Origin of the sequence: Devosia beringensis (assembly GCF_014926585.1) — a bacterium.
GTDB lineage: Bacteria > Pseudomonadota > Alphaproteobacteria > Rhizobiales > Devosiaceae > Devosia > Devosia beringensis.
In genome coordinates this window covers 1,084,671-1,101,063 of the sequence record NZ_CP045422.1, presented here as the reverse complement: position 1 = coordinate 1,101,063, position 16,393 = coordinate 1,084,671, and the positions used below count along the sequence as shown (strand labels likewise).

Here is a 16,393-nt window from a genome sequence, read left to right as displayed (position 1 = left end):
GTATCGCCCGCCGACCCACGAGGTCCGCTGCACGGACCCGGAGGAACACACATGAACAAGATCGCGCAAATCTTCCAGTCGCTGGATTACGGCCCGGCCCCCGAAGGCCCCGACGAGGCCAATGCCTGGCTCGATGCCCATGACCGCAGCTTCGGCCATTTCATCGACGGCGAATGGACCAAGCCCGGCAAGACCTTTTCCTCGGACAATCCGGCGACCGGCGAGAGCTTGGCCCAGATTTCCGATGGTACGGCCGAAGACGTCGACGCAGCCGTCAAGGCCGCCCGCGCCGCCTTCAAGGGCTGGAGCGCGCTGTCGGGCTATGCGCGCGGCAAATATCTCTATGCCATCGCCCGCGCCGTGCAGAAGCATGCCCGCCTCTTCGCCGTGCTCGAAACCCTCGACAACGGCAAGCCGATCCGCGAAAGCCGCGACATCGATATTCCGCTGGTGGCACGCCATTTCTACCACCATGCCGGCTGGGCTCAGCATCTCTCCCGTGAATTCCCCGATGCCGTGCCCTATGGCGTCTGCGGCCAGATCATTCCCTGGAACTTCCCGCTGTTGATGCTGGCCTGGAAGATCGCCCCGGCTTTGGCCGCCGGCAATACGGTGGTGCTCAAGCCCGCCGAGTTCACCTCGCTGACGGCTTTGCTTTTTGCCGAAATCTGCCAGCGCGTCGGCCTGCCCAAGGGCGTGGTCAATATCGTCACCGGCGCGGGCGAGACCGGCGCGGCCATCACTGCCCACGCCGGCATCGACAAGATTGCGTTTACCGGCTCGACCGAAGTGGGCAAGGCCATTCGCGCCGTCACCGCCGGCACAGGCAAGGGGCTCAGCCTCGAACTGGGCGGCAAGAGCCCCTACATCGTCTTTGAGGATGCCGATATCGACAGCGCCATTGAGGGCCTGATCGACGCCATCTGGTTCAACCAGGGGCAGGTCTGCTGCGCCGGTTCGCGCCTGCTGGTGCAGGAGAGCATCGAGGAGCGGTTCATCGCCAAGCTCAAGATCCGCATGCAGACGCTGCGCGTCGGCGATCCGATGGACAAGTCCGTCGATATCGGCGCCATGATTGCCCCGGTCCAGGTCGCCCGCATCCGCGACCTGATGGCACGCGGCGCCGCCGAAGGCGCGATGATCTACGAACCCGATGGGCAATTGCCCGCCAAGGGCTGCTTTCTCAAGCCTGCTCTGGTCACCAATGTCTCGCCCGCCAATACGCTTGTGGCCGAGGAGATCTTCGGGCCGGTCCTCGTCGCCATGAGCTTCCGCACCCCCGAAGAGGCGGTGGCCCTGGCCAACAATACCAAATATGGCCTCGCCGCCACGATCTGGAGCGAGAACATCAACCTTGCGCTCGACATCGCGCCGCAGATCAAGGCCGGCGTGGTCTGGATCAACGGCACCAATAATTTCGACGCGGCGGTCGGCTTTGGTGGCTACAAGGAATCCGGCTTCGGCCGCGAAGGTGGCCGCGAGGGCATGAGCGCCTATCTCAAGCCGGCCTGGGAAAAGGATCTCAAGCTCGCGCCCGCTGCCAAAACTGTCGAGGCGAAGGCCGGCAACCCGCTCGATGCCAGCCATCTCGACCAGACGGCAAAGATGTATATCGGCGGCAAGCAGGCGCGGCCCGATAGCGGCTATTCGCGTCCGGTGCTTGGGCCCAAGGGTGAACTGATCGGCGAGGTCGGCGACGGCAACCGCAAGGACATCCGCAACGCAGTGGAAGCCGCCCGCGCCGCGCTCGGCTGGTCCACCACGCCGGCGCACAGCCGCGCCCAGATCCTCTATTTCCTCGCTGAGAACCTCGACTACCGCCGCGACGAATTTGCCGCCCGCATCAAGCTGCAGACCGGCCATGATGGCGGCGAGGAAGTCGACCTGTCGGTCGAGCGCCTCTTCGCCTTTGCCGGTTGGGCCGACAAATATGATGGCGCGGTGCACAATCCGCCCCTGCGCGCCGTGGCTGCGGCCATGATCGAGCCACTCGGCGTCATGGGCATTGTCGCCCCGCCGTCGCGGCCGCTGCTGGGCTCGATCGCGCTGATTGCCCCGGCGCTGGCCATGGGCAATACGGTGGTCCTGGTCCCCTCGGCCCAGTCACCGCTCTCGCTGACAGACCTCTATCAGGTCATCGAAACCTCGGACGTTCCCGCTGGCGTCATCAATATCGTCACCGGCGACAGCGTGGCCCTGGCCAAGACGCTGGCCGAGCACGACGGCGTCGACGGATTGTGGTTTGCCGGCAATGCCGAGGCCTCGACCATGGTCGAAAAGGCCTCCACGTCCAACCTCAAGCAGACCTGGACCAGCCGCGGCCTCTACTACGATCTGGCCGACCGGCGCTTTGAGGGCGGCTATTTCCTGAGTAAGGCCACCCAGGTCAAGAATGTCTGGATTCCCTACGGAGCCTGAGCCGGCAGCCCAAAGAAAGAAAGCCGATCAATGGTCTTCCTCCCCCAAGAAGTCATCGCCCGCAAGCGCGATGGCCATGCCCTGAGCGCCGACGAGATCGCCACCTTCATTGCGGGCTTCGCCAAGGGCACGGTTTCGCATGCCCAGGCGGCGGCCTTTGCCATGGCGGTCTATTTCCAGGACATGACCATGCCCGAGCGCGTGGCGCTGACGCTGGCCATGCGCGACAGCGGCACCGTACTCGACTGGTCCGATCTCGACGGGCCGGTGGCCGACAAGCATTCGACCGGTGGCGTCGGTGACAATGTCAGCCTGATGCTGGCGCCGATCCTGGCCGCCATGGGCATTTTCGTGCCGATGATCTCGGGCCGGGGCCTGGGCCATACCGGCGGCACACTCGACAAGTTCGATGCCATTCCCGGCTATCAGACCCAGCCCGACAATGCCCTGTTCCGCCGGGTGGTGCGCCAGGCCGGCTGCGCCATTATCGGCCAGACCGCCGATCTTGCCCCCGCCGACAAGGCACTCTACGCCATTCGCGACGTCACCGGTACGGTGGAATCGATCGCGTTGATCACCGCCTCGATCCTCTCCAAGAAGCTGGCCGCCGGGCTCGGCGCGCTGATCCTGGACGTCAAGACCGGCTCGGGCGCCTTCATGCCGACGCTGGACCGCTCGCGCGAACTCGCGCGCAGCCTCGTCGAGGTGGCCAATGGCGCCGGGCTGAAGACCGGGGCGCTGATCACCGACATGAATGAGCCCCTGGCCAGCGCCGCCGGCAATGGCCTTGAAATGCGCAATGCCGTCAACTTCCTTACTGGCCGCCACCAGGATCCGCGCCTAAAGGAAGTAACCCTGTCGCTCTGTGCCGTGCTGGCGGAAATGACCGGGGTTGCCGGCACCGTCGAAGCCGGCCGCCTGCTGGCCGAAGCCGCGCTCAATAGCGGCCGCGCCACCGAGCGCTTCGGCGTCATGGTGCACGCTTTGGGCGGGCCGGGCGACTTTCTGGACAAGACGGACGCCTATCTGGCGGCCGCACCGATCATTCGCGACGTGTTCGCCGATGGTGAGGGCACGATTGCTGAGATTGATACCCGCGGCGTCGGCATGGCCGTGGTGGCGCTGGGCGGTGGTCGGACCATGCCCAGTGATGCCATTGACCACCGGGTCGGCTTTGATCGCCTGGTGGGCCTGGGCGCCACGATTGACGGGCACACCCCGCTCGCGCGGCTGCACGCTGCCGATACGGCCAGTGCCGACGATGCGGAACGCCGGATCAAGGCCGCCTATCGGCTGGGCGCCGCGGCACCCGTGCACGCGCTGATCCCCGACAGCGTGCCCTATGCCACGTCTCAGGAGATCTGACCCATGCCCCGCGCCATTCTGTGTATCCTCGACAGCGTCGGCATTGGCGGCGCCCCCGATGCCGACAAGTACGGCGATGTCGGCGCCAATACCTTTGGCCACATCGCCGAATGGGCCCATGCCGGCAAGGCCGATCGCGCCGGTCTGCGCAGCGGTCCCCTCCACGTGCCCAATCTGGATGCCTTGGGCATCGGCGCCGCGATCCAGCTCTCGACGGGCACCTTGCCCACTGGCCTGTCCGCTACCCCCAAGGGCGGGCGCTTCGGGGTCGGCCGCGAGGTCAGCAATGGCAAGGATACACCATCCGGTCATTGGGAAATTGCCGGCGTGCCGGTGCCGTTCGACTGGGGCTATTTCCCCCATACCGAGCCAACCTTTCCGCCCGACCTGATCGCGCAATTCATCGAGCGGGCAGGGCTGCCCGGCATCCTGGGAGACAAGCACGCCTCGGGCACCACCATCATTGCCGAACTGGGCGAAGAGAGTATCCGGACCGGAAAGCCGATTTGTTACACCTCGATCGATTCCGTGTTCCAGATCGCCGCGCATGAAAGCCATTTTGGCCTCGAGCGCCTGTATGAAATCTGCCAGATCGCCTTCGAGCTGACCGCGCCATTGATGATCGGCCGCGTCATTGCCCGGCCCTTCATTGGCGAGGACGCTGCCAGTTTCAAGCGCACCGGCAATCGCCGCGACTTCGCCATTGCCCCGCCCGAGCCGACCCTGCTCGACCGTAACCAGGCGGCCGGTCATCAGGTCTATGCCATCGGCAAGATCTCCGACATTTATGCCGGCCATGGCGTCACCCACAAGATCAAGGGCACCGGCCTCACCCAGCTGTTCGACAAGACGCTCGATGCCATGACGATGGCCGCTGACAGGGCCATGATCATGACCAATTTTGTCGACTTCGACAGCGAATACGGCCACCGTCGCGACGTACCCGGCTATGCCGCTGCACTCGAATTCTTCGACAGCCGACTACCCGAGATGATCGCCGCCATGCGGCACGATGATCTGCTGGTTCTGACCGCCGACCATGGCAATGATCCGACCTGGTCAGGCACCGATCACACGCGTGAGCAGATCCCCATCCTGGTCTTTTCCCCAAGCCTGGGCGCAGGAGAGATTGGCATTCGCTCCACCTTCGCTGATATAGGTGAGAGCATAGCCCATTGGCTCGGTCTGGCACCTGGCCGCCACGGCAAGAGCTTCCTTTAACAACCCTCAGCAGCAGGCGATCCCATGACTCCAGCGCGCGGCAATGTAACCGTCATCGATCACCCGCTGATCCAGCATAAGCTGACCATCATGCGCAACAAGGAGACCTCGATCGCCGGTTTCCGCCGCTTGCTGCGCGAGATCGCCCATCTGATGTGCTATGAGGTGACGCGCGATCTACAGCTGGAGATGGTTTCCATCGAGACGCCGATGGCGCGGATGGACAGCCCCACCATCAAGGGCAAGAAGCTGGTGTTCGCCTCGATCCTGCGCGCCGGCAACGGCCTGCTCGATGGCATGCTCGACCTGGTGCCCGCCGCCCGCGTCGCCCATATCGGCCTTTATCGCGACCACGAGACGCTGCAGCCGGTGGAATATTACTTCAAGGCGCCGTCAAACCTGGAAGACCGGCTGATCATTGTCGTCGACCCCATGCTGGCCACCGCCAATTCGGCCACCGCCGCCATTGAAAAGCTCAAGGAGCGCGGCGCCAACAATATCCGTTTCCTGTGCCTGCTTGCCGCCCCAGAAGGGGTGGCGCGTTTTACTGAGGCCCATCCCGATGTGCCCGTCTTCACCGCGGCCATCGATGAGAAGCTCAACGAGAAAGGCTATATCATTCCGGGCCTGGGCGATGCCGGCGACCGCATGTACGGCACGAAATAGCAGTCTTCTTCGAACCGTCCCTAGGGGCAAACCGCTCCGGTGGAGCGGTTTGAGCTGAGAAGGCCATGAGAGCTGCGCTCGAATGGCCGCGTTATGCGCCCAAAGCCAGGCGCGGGGTCCTCGCTGCGCTCGTCCACGGCAACTGAGAGTTCAATTCATGGCCAAGCTCGTCCACTCCATGGTCCGCGTCCTCGACGAGGCGCGTTCCGTCGATTTCTACACCCAGGCCTTTGGCCTTCGCATTGCCGACCGGCTGGTCTTTGCCGATTTCACCCTGGTGTATCTCGCCGCCGAAACCGGCGGTTTCGAGCTCGAACTGACCATCAACCACGGCCGTAGCGAGCCCTACGCACTGGGAGACGGCTATGGCCATATCGCCTTGGTGGTGGATGATCTCGATGCCGAACACTCAAGGCTGACCGGCCTCGGCTATGCCCCGCGCAAGCTGGTCGACTTCAACAATGGCGACGTGCAGGTGGGGCGCTTCTTCTTCATTGCCGATCCCGACGGTTACCAGATCGAGGTCATCCAGCGCGGTGGCCGCTTCGGCTGAAGCCGGAAACGAAAAACCCCGGATCGCTCCGGGGTTTTGTTTATTCTATTTCGCCTTGAGCGGCAGGCCCAGGGTGATCAGTTCCTGGCGCAGCTGGATGGGATCCTTGAAGTGGATGCCATGCATGCCGAACTTGCGGGCAGAGATGATATTGGGCTCGCTGTCATCAATGAAGACGCAGTTTTCGCCGGCGATGCCATAGCGCTCACTGAAGACGCGATAGAGCCGTGGATCGGGTTTTACCAGGCCCTCAAGGCCCGAGACGATCACGCCGTCGAACTTTTCCAGGAACGGCCATTCGCCGAGGCAACTCACCCATTTCTCCCAGGAGAAGTTGGTGATGGCGAAGGTCGGGACCTCCTGCTCGATCAGCTCGTCATGGATGTCGATCGTGCCCTGGATGAAGCCGCCCAGCGTTTCCTTCCAGCGCAGGTCATAGGCCTGGATTTCCCGCCAGTATTTGGGAAAGCGGGTAATCAGCTTGGCAACGCCTTCGGAATAGATTTCGCCGGCGTCGAATTCGAGGTTCCAGTCGAGCGTGCAGATGTTCTGCTGGAACCATACCGCGTCCTCTTCGGTCTCGAAGAGCTTGCGGAACAGGTACATCGGGTTCCAGTCGACGAAAACGCCGCCAAGGTCGAATACGGGGACGAGCGTATCGGTCATGCTGAATCTGCCGGAAAAGAGGGATCTTGATCCGGCTTGTGCCATGCAGCCCGGAGCGGTGCAAGGCCGCGGCCCTAGTTGAGCAGTATCGGCTCGCGGAAGCGCGGCATGAAGAAGTTTTCGCGGTAGAGGTTGACCGCCGAGTCAAAGATGATGCCGTAGAGTGGCGTATAGGCCAGGCCGCTCTCGGTGACGATGACATATTCCCCCTTGGCAATGGCCACGACTTGGGCTGGCAGGGGATAGACGGCGCCCTTGGTATGGGCGCCCGTGCTCTGACGGACCTGTCCCACATAGCGCTGCGACCAGTCCACGGTGGCTTTGCCCGCAGTATCGACATGAACCTGCGTCACGATCTGCACCAGGTCGCTGGTGGGGTACGGTGTCATGATGCCGCTGGCGATCTTGACGTAATTGTCCAGCGTACCGATGCTGATGGCGCCGTTGGAGCGGGCCACCAGATCGCCCACGGCGCCCGAAACCGTCTGCACCTTGCGGTCCATGGAAATCAGGGCGCTACCCTCCACCATGCCGACATAGAGCATTAGCATGATGGGCAGGATCAGCGCGAATTCCACGGCGGCGACGCCGCTCTCCGCGCGTTTGAACGACCGCGCCCAATGGCGCCATGTGGCACGCATCCCCATCAACTATAGGGCTCGTTGCGGAACACGGTGGCGGTTGCCAGCAGTCGTTTCTGTTCGGGCAGATTGGCCAGGGTCATGTCGCCCAGCGACAGGATGATGGGCCACTTGTAATAGACCTGCACCACCACGATGCTTGAGCCCGCCCCAATGGTATAGGTCTCCGGCCTGTTCCACTGGCAATTGCTGACGCAATTCCAGTCGACGGGCGCGGATATGGGCATCGTGTTGAAATCGTTGATGGTCTGCACCTCGACATGCAGGCCGCTGCAATCGCCGAACATGCCGTAGAGGCGACTGCACACCTGGGCCTTGAAGTCGGCTGCCGTTACGATGACGCCCTGGGCCTGCCCGGTGCGAATATAGCGGCTGGTATCCTGCACGGCGCTTTCCAGCACCTGACCGGACAGGAATACAACCGAGGTTTCGAGAATGGCGCCGATAATGGCAAAAAAGGGCAAAGCCAGGAGACCGAATTCGACGGCCGTGGCGCCACGCTGATCGCGCAGGAAGCGCCGCCGCCCCTGGCCGAACAGCGCCCGTCCGATCAATGATCCCAATCCAGTGGCCATCAGCTGTGCCTTGTTGCAATGGGGCAAGGCTAGCCGCGCGGGGCTAACTGATGGTTAGGAGCAGGTGCAAACGTTCCGTCAACTGCCCGCGCGGTTAATGGCGGGTTAACACCGGCCGTCGGCCTAGTTGCCCATCGAGCTCATGATGCTGGACGAAGCCACGGCTTGGCCAGAAAAGGCCGGATCATCGCCCATCATGATGATGTTCTGGCACACCGGCGCGCAGGCGATGCTGGTACGGGCCTGCCCCTGATAGACAGTTGTGACGCCGGCCTGCATCTGCACCACTTCGATGATGGTGTCGGCAATCGGATTGCCGGCATTGTCCAGCACGATCAGATTGGTCTGGCCGAAACTCTTGCCCGTCAGGATCAGCGTTTTCGGGTCCTGGATCGTGACATCGGCAATGCCCGGATTACCCACGATAACGGTCGCGGCCGAGGCATTGATGCGAAGGACCCGAGCCATGTTCACATTGACATTGATCGGCGCGCCATCCTGGGCGGCGACCGGAGCCATGCCAAGACCGCTGGCGAGAGACAGGCAAAGGGCAAAGACGGCTTGGTGGGTACGCATGGCGGTTCCGGCGGTACAGGTACTCGATAGCGCCATTTTCCGCGCGAATGGTGAATATTTGGCAAACGTGGCGTCTCAGAATGACGTTAGCCAATAGAAGTAGAATGAGCGCAATTAGAAAGATTTACTGCAAGGAATGAAATTGCAGTTGGAACAATTTTGGTGAGGAAAGTTGACAGTAAAAACCGATTGGCAATCATGTTATTAAAATGCAAATGATATGCTTATAAATTCAGTAACTATATTGAATTTGCTGGAGATTTTGGACGTTGTCGGCTTCCGGTTAACGTATTTTCAAGAAGTGCGGCATAGCTTTGCGTCATGTTCGATGTCTAACGTGTCGAACGATGGCGTCTCTTGATGACGTATAAATGGAGTCTGGGAATGAACCTCTTCGCACGCTTCGCGCAGGACGAGTCCGGCGCGACCGCAATTGAATACGGCCTGATCGCCGCTCTGATCTCTGTCGGCATCATTGTTGCCGCTTCCGCTCTCGGCAACAGCCTTGGTGACCTGTTCACCGGCATTTCCGGCAAGCTGGATACCTCGACGAACTCGATCTAACGAGTTTATCGCTGCAAGCATGAATCAGGGGGCCGCATCAGCGGTCCCCTTTCTTGTTTGTTAACCCTTCGGCGGCAGATTTCACCACGTCACCGATCAATCTGTGGGGCGTGCGGGGCATGTCGACGTTCGCATTGCTGCCGACTATCGGATTGCTGCTGTTTCCGGCCGGCATGGCTCTGGCGGCGGCTTCCGACCTACTGACCATGACCATCTCCAACAAGCTGGTGCTGCTGCTGGTCGCTGCTTTCTTCGGCATTGCCATCGCAATACAGCTGCCCCTCGATGTCCTGGCTATGCATATGGCTTGCGGCTTTGTGGTGCTGGTAGCCGGCTTCAGCTTTTTTGCCATGGGCTGGATCGGCGGCGGTGACGCCAAACTGGCCGCGGCCACCGCGCTGTGGCTGGGGTTTGGCCTGGCCACGCCTTTTCTGGCCTATGCAGCCCTGCTCGGCGGCGCACTGACCCTGGTCATTCTGGGGCTTCGCAATCTGCCGCTGATGCCGGTATTGGCGCGCTACGGCTGGCTGGAACGTCTGCACAACCCCAAGTCCGGCGTGCCCTATGGCATCGCCCTGGCCATTGCCGGCCTGCTGACCTATTCCAATTCCACTATATTCGAGCGCCTGGCCGCCTGATTGCAGTTCAGCCATAGTGTAGACCGCCTCAATCAGGCGTTTTTACTATCTCGATACAGCAGCGGCGTAGACACCAATTTTGTCGGATTTCACAAATTGTTAACCGGTTCTGCAAAGCTCCGATTAACCAAACTTTGACCCTTTGGGTGCAAGGTTCAGCCGGTCGAGTTGGGCGCCAGCGTCCTGAGTACAACCGGAGTGAGTCATGAAGCCGGCGCGTATCATCCTGTTGCTTGTAGCCCTGGTTGCCGGTGGCCTGGCTGCTTTTCTGGTGACCCGAGGCGGCGGCCCGGCCCCCACACCCCAATCCGTTACCGAAATCGTCCCTGAGGCCAAGACGCAGATCCTGGTCGCCAGTGCTCCTATCGGCATGGGCGAGCGGCTCAAAGTGGAGACGCTGGAATGGCAGGAATGGCCGCAAGGCGCCCTGCGGGCCGACTATGTGACCATCGACGCCATGCCCGATGCGCCAGCCGAGCTGACCGGCGCCGTGGCGCGCTTTGAGTTTTTCGCCGGCGAGCCTATTCGCCAGGCCAAGTTGGTCACCACCGACCAAGGTTATCTTTCGGCTGTGCTCCAGCCCGGCATGCGCGGCGTCTCGGTCGGCGTCAGCGCCGTATCCAGCGCCGGCGGCTTCATCGTGCCCAATGACCATGTCGATGTTGTCCTGACCACCCAGAGCGCGGCGGGCGAGCGCTCGGACGTCATTCTGGCCAATGTGCGCATCCTGGCCATCGGCAAGCGCCTCGGCGAGCTTGGCGCCAGCGGTGGACAGACCGACGAACAGCTTGCCGCCGGCGGCGCGCCGCAGGCCGTGACGTTTGACGATACGACCATTGCCACGCTCGAGCTTGACCCCAGCCAGGCCGAAACGCTGATCAACGCCACCACCCAGGGACAGCTGTCGCTGACCCTGCGCTCGGTGGCCGATTTTGCCGAGGATGCCAGCACGCAGCGGCCGGGCAACAACCAGGCCATTCGCGTCTTCCGCTTCGGCAAGGAGCAGAGCGTGCTGGCTGGCAGCACCGGTCAGGCGCCAATGCTTGAGCCGACCAGCATGAGCATGCCGAGCAGCCCGACCGGCGGGGCGGTGCCGTCCAGCGAAGTCGGCGGGGCACCGGCCGGGCCGATGGTGCAGTAGGTGGAGAACAACATGACGAACTTTTTGCACCACCTCGGCCGCCGCGCCGTCCACCAGCTCATCGCCCCCGCTGTGTTCGCCGTGCTGGCCGTCGCCGGTTTCGGCGCTGCTCCCGCTGCTGCCAGTGAAACCCATGTGACCATTTCGGCCGCCGCCTATGGCGCTACCCGCCAGCTTGAGGTGCAGATCAACAAGACCGTACTGGTCGATCTGCCGGCCGGCGCGGCCGAGGTCATCGTGTCCCAACCCAATGTGGCCGCAGCCATCATGCGCAGCCGGACCCGCGCGATCGTGCAGGGCATGACGGGCGGTGATACCAATATCTTCTTTCTCGATGACATGGGCCGCACCATTGCCGTGCTGGACGTGAACGTCATTGAGCAACCGTCTCAGGTTGGCAACGCCCTGCAGATTGCGCTGGCCCGCATCATTCCGGGGTCCAATATACGCGTCGAATCGGTCACGCTGGGCAGTGACACCAACCGCGTTGTCCTGACCGGCAATGTGCTTTCCGGTGAAGACCGTGCCCGCGCCACCGAAGTTGCCGTGCAGTTTGCCGGTGGCGTTGAGAACGTGGCCAATATTCTCGACGTTTCCGGCGCCCAGCAGGTCATGCTTCAGGTCACCGTGTCCGAAGTGAAACGGACCATCGCCAAGCAGCTTGGTATCAATCTGGGGGCGGCTTTCAATGTGGGAACCACCAACTTGTTGCAGTTCGCCAACGGCCTGCTGACCGATGCCTTCCCGCTCGATGGCGTCGATGCAAGCTTCAGCAGCGGCGGCAATTCGGTTAGTGCCGCCATTCGCGCCCTTGAAGGCCGCGGCGCTCTGCGGGTGCTGGCCCAGCCAACCCTTACCGCCATTTCAGGCGAGGCTGCCACATTCCTCGCCGGTGGCGAAATGCCCTATTACACCTTTGCCGAAGAGGACAACGGCACCCGCACCCGCACGGTCCTGTTCAAGCCCTATGGCGTCGAGCTGGGGTTCACCCCGGTGGTCAAATCCAACGGCACCATCAGCCTGAAGGTGGAGACCTCGGTCTCCGAACCGCAGGCAAATGGCTCGATCACCAAGCGCGAAGCCAATACCTCTGTGGAACTGCCCAGCGGCACGACACTGTCGATCGGCGGACTGCTGGAAGAAAAGTCCAGCCAGCAGATCGAGCAGTTCCCCTGGCTTGGCGACATTCCGATCCTCGGTGTCCTGTTCCGGTCCCGCGATTTCCAGACCGAGCAGACTGAACTGGTCATCCTGGTCACCCCCTATCTGGTGGCGCCCAGCCCGGCCAATGCCATCCCGGTGCCGACTGATGCCTCAAGCGTAGCCACCGATGCGGAGTCGATCTTTCTCGGCCGGCTGGAGAACATGTATGGCGTTGGCCAGACCGGCGAGATGCGTGGCAGCATATCGGGTTCGGTCGGCTTCGTGCTCGACTAGTGCCGGGCGCGCGGTGACAGAACCTGTCCACCATGCGCCGGGCGACAACAGATTAGTGCAAGCCGGCCCGAGGACGTTGTCCAAGGGCCACTGGCTTGAGGGGCAGCGTACCGGCCCCGGTCAAGGAGATTAGGTTTCATGAGTTTTCTCACCCCCGATACCAGGAAGACCGACGAACCGGCGGCCGATATCGCTGCCGGCGCGCGGCTGATTCCCCGCATCACCATCCAGGCCTTTTGCGAACACTCCCAGACCGCCCAGCTGGTCGAGAGCGCCATCCATGATCGCCGCATGTCCAAGGTGGCGCTGACCACCCACAATGGCGGCATCGACGGGGCGATCGAGACCTACAAGTCCAACCCGACCCCCAACCTCATCATCGTCGAGAGCACGCTTTCGCCCGAGCTCATCCCAGCGGCGCTCGAAAGGCTTGCCGAGGTGTGCGATTCTTCGACCCGGGTGGTCCTGCTCGGCCACGTCAATGACGTGTTGCTCTATCGCGAACTGGTGCGTTCCGGCATCTCGGAATATATCGTGCTGCCGGCCACGGCCAGCCAGATCGTCTCGGCGATCACCGAGCTGTTCGCTTCCGAAAATGCCGCCCCGATCGGTCGCACCATCGGCTTTGTCTCGGCCAAGGGCGGCGCCGGCGGCTCCACCGTGGCGCACAATGTCACCTGGGCCATTGCCACGGCTTTGCGCCAGGACTGTCTGATCCTCGACATGGATCTGCCCTTCGGCACCGCCGGTCTCAACTTCAACCAGGATCCGCCGCACGGCCTGGCCGATGCCGTCACCGCCAACCAGAAGGTCGACCAGACCATGCTGGACCGCCTGATGAGCAAGGCTGCCAGCCACATCAACCTGCTGACCGCACCGGTGACGCTCGACCACACCTTCGATTTCGAGGAGCGCCAGTTCGAGCAGATCCTCGACATGTGCCAGAACACCATGCCCGTGGTGATCCTGGATATTCCGCACGCCTGGAATGCCTGGATCCGCCACACGCTGGCAACCATCGATGAAGTGGTGATCGTGGCTGAGCCGGACCTCGCCAATCTGCGCAATGCCAAAAACCTCGCCGATACCATCAAGGCCTTGCGGCCCACCGAGGCCCCCCCATCGCTGGTGCTCAACAAGGTCGGCCTGCCGCGCCGCCCCGAGATCAATTCCGGCGAATTTGCCGCCTCGGTCGAATGCGAGCTGATCGGTCAGCTGGCTTTTGATGCGGCCCTGTTCGGCACCGCCGCCAATAATGGCCAGATGATCGCAGAGGTCGCCGCCAACAACAAGATCAACGACGTCTATCGTGCCATCGGCATGCATGTGACGGGTCGTCAGGCTGCCCATGTCGGGGGCAAGTCATCGAGCCTGATCAAGCTACCCTCGTTCCTCAAGAAGCGGGCCTGACCGCGCTGCGGCAGCCTGAAATGGTGAGATGACTATGTTTGGCAAGCGCACCAGTTTTGGCGGCAACACCCCTGGCGTCGGCGAAATCGCGCGCCCGGTGCAGAGCCCGCCGCCCCGCGCCGAGCCGGCGCCGATGGCGCGCCGCGGCAGCGATACCGATGGCATGGCCGCCCGCATTCGCAGCAATGAAGAGGTCGTCGATGTCCGCGCGCCCGCCGATGCCGCACGCGACAAGGAGTATTTCCACACCAAGTCGGCCATTTTCAACGCCCTGATCGATTCCATCGATCTCAGCCAGCTCGCCACCATGGAACAGGTGGCGGCGCGCGAGGAAATCCGCGACATCGTCGCCGAAATCATCGCGCTCAAATCCATCATCATGTCGATTTCCGAGCAGGAAGACCTGCTTGAAGACATCTGCAACGACGTGCTGGGCTATGGCCCGCTCGAGCCGCTGCTGGCCCGCGACGACATCGCCGACATCATGGTCAATGGCAGCCAGCGTTGCTACATCGAGGTCAACGGCAAGGTGCGGCTGACCAATGTCCGCTTCCGCGATGATGCGCATCTGATGAATGTCTGCCAGCGCATCGTCAGCCAGGTGGGCCGGCGCGTCGATGAAAGCTCGCCCATCTGCGATGCGCGCCTGCCCGACGGCAGCCGCGTCAACGTCATCGCCCCGCCGCTCGCCATCGATGGCGCCGCGCTCACCATCCGCAAGTTCAAGAAGGACAAGCTGACCCTCCAGCAGCTGGTCAAGTACAACTCGATCTCTCCCGAAGGCGCCGAAGTGCTGCGCATCCTGGGCAAGGTACGCGCCAATGTGCTGATTTCGGGCGGTACCGGCTCGGGCAAGACCACGCTGCTCAACTGCTTGACCGCCTTCATCGAGAAGGACGAGCGCGTCATCACCTGCGAGGACTCGGCAGAGCTTCAGCTCCAGCAGCCCCACGTGGTGCGGCTCGAAACTCGCCCGCCCAATCTTGAGGGCGAGGGCGAGATCACCATGCGCGATCTGATCAAGAACTGCCTGCGCATGCGGCCCGAACGCATCATCGTCGGCGAAGTGCGTGGCCCCGAGAGCTTCGACCTGCTTCAGGCCATGAATACCGGCCATGACGGCTCCATGGGTACGCTGCATGCCAACAGCCCGCGCGAAGCCCTGGCCCGTCTGGAATCCATGATCACCATGGGCGGCTATAGCCTGCCCAGCCGGACCATCCGCGAGATGATCACCTCATCGATCGACGTGGTGGTCCAGGCCGCCCGCCTGCGCGACGGTTCGCGCCGCATCACCCACATCACCGAAGTGCTCGGCATGGAAGGCGACGTGATCGTGACGCAGGATATTTTCCTCTACGATATCATGGGCGAAGACGCCAATGGCATGCTGGTGGGCCGGCATCGCTCCACCGGCATCACCAAGCCGCAATTTGCCGAGCGCGCCCGCTACTTCAACGAGGAAGCCAACCTGGTCGAAGCGCTCGAGAAGTCCAATGTCGAACAGCACGAACTGATGGGCTCCTGACCATGCTCGGCCCCATCGGCATTGCATTGCTGGCCATGATCGTCGTCGCGGCGCTAGGCTTTGCCTTGGCGCCGGCGGCGCTGGGCGGTGGTCGGGCACAGCAGCGCCTCAAAACCTTCAAGGGCGACGTCCGGGTCAACCGGCTGGAAGAGAATGCCGCACGCAACCGCGACCAGCGCCGCAAGGAACTGCAGCAGACCCTCAAGAGTCAGACCGCTGCCCTCAACCAGAAGAAGCGCGTCACGCTCAAGCAGTTGCTGTTCCAGGCCGGCATGACCATCAAGCCGGCCGCTTTCGTCCGCAACAGCGTCATTTTCGGGACCCTTGTCTTCCTGCTGCTGATCGTCGTGCAGGTGCCGCTCTACTTCGCGCCGATCTTTGCCGTCGCCGCCGGCTATCTGCTGCCGCGCATGTATGTCAGCCGCAAGCGCCGCAAATATCAGGACAGGTTCCTCGACGAACTGCCCAATGCCGTCGAGGCCATCGTCCGCGGCGTCAAGACCGGTCTGCCGCTCAACGATTCCATGCGCGTGGTGGCCAAGGATGCCAAGGAGCCGGTCAAATCCGAATTTGCCCGGGTACTCGACCAGCAGGCCGTCGGCATGGGCATGACCGATGCGGTCGCCGTGCTGCTCGACCGCGTGCCACTACCCGAGGTCAACTTCTTCGTCGTCGTCATCACGGTGCAGCAGCAGGCCGGCGGCAACCTCAGCGAAGCGCTGAGCAACCTGGCCAAGGTGCTGCGCAACCGCAAGAAGATGAAGCAGAAGATCAAGGCGATGAGCTCGGAGGCCAAGGCCTCGGCTGGCATCATCGGTTCGCTGCCCTTTGTCGTGGGCATTCTGGTGAGCCTGACCTCGCCGACCTATCTGGCGCCGCTGTTTATGACGCCCTTGGGCAATGTCTGGCTGGGCATTGGCATAGCCATGCTCTGCGCCGGTATTTTCGTGATGAGCAAGATGGTCAAGTTCGACTATTGATCGGCCAGGAACCC

The 16,393-nt window shown here is 62.4% G+C and carries 16 protein-coding genes; 12 read left to right on the top strand and 4 right to left on the bottom strand.

Annotation, left to right across the window (positions count from 1 at the left end):
* Positions 1-51 precede the first annotated feature (51 nt).
* The 5 genes from GDR53_RS05370 (at position 52) to GDR53_RS05350 (ending at position 6,223) form a co-directional block, all read left to right on the top strand.
* Positions 52-2,418 (top strand): aldehyde dehydrogenase family protein, encoded by a 2,367-nt coding sequence (locus tag GDR53_RS05370; protein ID WP_193337051.1) that lies wholly within the window; start codon positions 52-54, stop codon positions 2,416-2,418.
* A 30-nt stretch (positions 2,419-2,448) separates the two neighbouring features.
* Positions 2,449-3,783 (top strand): thymidine phosphorylase, encoded by a 1,335-nt coding sequence (deoA, locus tag GDR53_RS05365; protein ID WP_193337050.1) that lies wholly within the window; start codon positions 2,449-2,451, stop codon positions 3,781-3,783.
* 3 nt (positions 3,784-3,786) lie between these two features.
* On the top strand, positions 3,787-5,004 hold the full coding sequence (locus GDR53_RS05360) for a phosphopentomutase (protein WP_193337049.1): 1,218 nt from the start codon (positions 3,787-3,789) through the stop codon (positions 5,002-5,004).
* A 24-nt stretch (positions 5,005-5,028) separates the two neighbouring features.
* Entirely contained in the window at positions 5,029-5,670 is a 642-nt protein-coding gene (gene upp / locus GDR53_RS05355) for a uracil phosphoribosyltransferase (RefSeq protein WP_193337048.1), read from the top strand.
* Between the two features lie 157 nt (positions 5,671-5,827).
* The gene (locus GDR53_RS05350) at positions 5,828-6,223 is read left to right on the top strand and encodes a VOC family protein (protein ID WP_193337047.1); all 396 of its coding nucleotides are present in this window, start codon (positions 5,828-5,830) and stop codon (positions 6,221-6,223) included.
* A 45-nt stretch (positions 6,224-6,268) separates the two neighbouring features.
* On the opposite strand, the gene GDR53_RS05345 is transcribed toward GDR53_RS05350, so the two are convergent.
* The 4 genes from GDR53_RS05345 to GDR53_RS05330 form a co-directional block, all read right to left on the bottom strand.
* Complete coding sequence (locus tag GDR53_RS05345) at positions 6,269-6,889, bottom strand: HAD family hydrolase (protein ID WP_193337046.1); 621 nt, start codon at positions 6,887-6,889, stop codon at positions 6,269-6,271.
* Between the two features lie 74 nt (positions 6,890-6,963).
* Positions 6,964-7,536 (bottom strand): TadE/TadG family type IV pilus assembly protein, encoded by a 573-nt coding sequence (locus GDR53_RS05340; protein ID WP_193337045.1) that lies wholly within the window; start codon positions 7,534-7,536, stop codon positions 6,964-6,966.
* Positions 7,536-8,105 (bottom strand): TadE/TadG family type IV pilus assembly protein, encoded by a 570-nt coding sequence (locus tag GDR53_RS05335; RefSeq protein ID WP_193337044.1) that lies wholly within the window; start codon positions 8,103-8,105, stop codon positions 7,536-7,538. Before GDR53_RS05335 ends, GDR53_RS05340 begins: the two co-directional genes overlap by 1 nt.
* A 123-nt stretch (positions 8,106-8,228) precedes the next feature.
* On the bottom strand, positions 8,229-8,681 hold the full coding sequence (locus tag GDR53_RS05330; RefSeq protein WP_193337043.1) for a pilus assembly protein N-terminal domain-containing protein: 453 nt from the start codon (positions 8,679-8,681) through the stop codon (positions 8,229-8,231).
* A gap of 384 nt (positions 8,682-9,065) precedes the next feature.
* Between GDR53_RS05330 and GDR53_RS05325 the strand changes: the two genes are divergently transcribed.
* From GDR53_RS05325 to GDR53_RS05295, 7 genes are all read left to right on the top strand, one after another.
* Positions 9,066-9,245 carry a Flp family type IVb pilin gene (locus GDR53_RS05325; RefSeq protein ID WP_193337042.1) on the top strand — a complete coding sequence of 60 codons (180 nt, stop codon included), beginning with the start codon at positions 9,066-9,068 and terminating at the stop codon, positions 9,243-9,245.
* Positions 9,246-9,364: 119 nt separating this feature from the next.
* Positions 9,365-9,883 (top strand): A24 family peptidase, encoded by a 519-nt coding sequence (locus GDR53_RS05320; RefSeq protein ID WP_193337041.1) that lies wholly within the window; start codon positions 9,365-9,367, stop codon positions 9,881-9,883.
* A gap of 205 nt (positions 9,884-10,088) precedes the next feature.
* Positions 10,089-11,024 carry a Flp pilus assembly protein CpaB gene (cpaB, locus tag GDR53_RS05315; protein ID WP_193337040.1) on the top strand — a complete coding sequence of 312 codons (936 nt, stop codon included), beginning with the start codon at positions 10,089-10,091 and terminating at the stop codon, positions 11,022-11,024.
* 12 nt (positions 11,025-11,036) lie between these two features.
* On the top strand, positions 11,037-12,461 hold the full coding sequence (locus GDR53_RS05310) for a type II and III secretion system protein family protein (RefSeq protein ID WP_193337039.1): 1,425 nt from the start codon (positions 11,037-11,039) through the stop codon (positions 12,459-12,461).
* Positions 12,462-12,599: 138 nt separating this feature from the next.
* On the top strand, positions 12,600-13,871 hold the full coding sequence (locus tag GDR53_RS05305) for an AAA family ATPase (protein ID WP_193337038.1): 1,272 nt from the start codon (positions 12,600-12,602) through the stop codon (positions 13,869-13,871).
* A gap of 34 nt (positions 13,872-13,905) precedes the next feature.
* Positions 13,906-15,399 (top strand): CpaF family protein, encoded by a 1,494-nt coding sequence (locus GDR53_RS05300; protein ID WP_232846787.1) that lies wholly within the window; start codon positions 13,906-13,908, stop codon positions 15,397-15,399.
* Between the two features lie 2 nt (positions 15,400-15,401).
* On the top strand, positions 15,402-16,379 hold the full coding sequence (locus GDR53_RS05295) for a type II secretion system F family protein (protein WP_193337037.1): 978 nt from the start codon (positions 15,402-15,404) through the stop codon (positions 16,377-16,379).
* Positions 16,380-16,393: the final 14 nt, after the last annotated feature.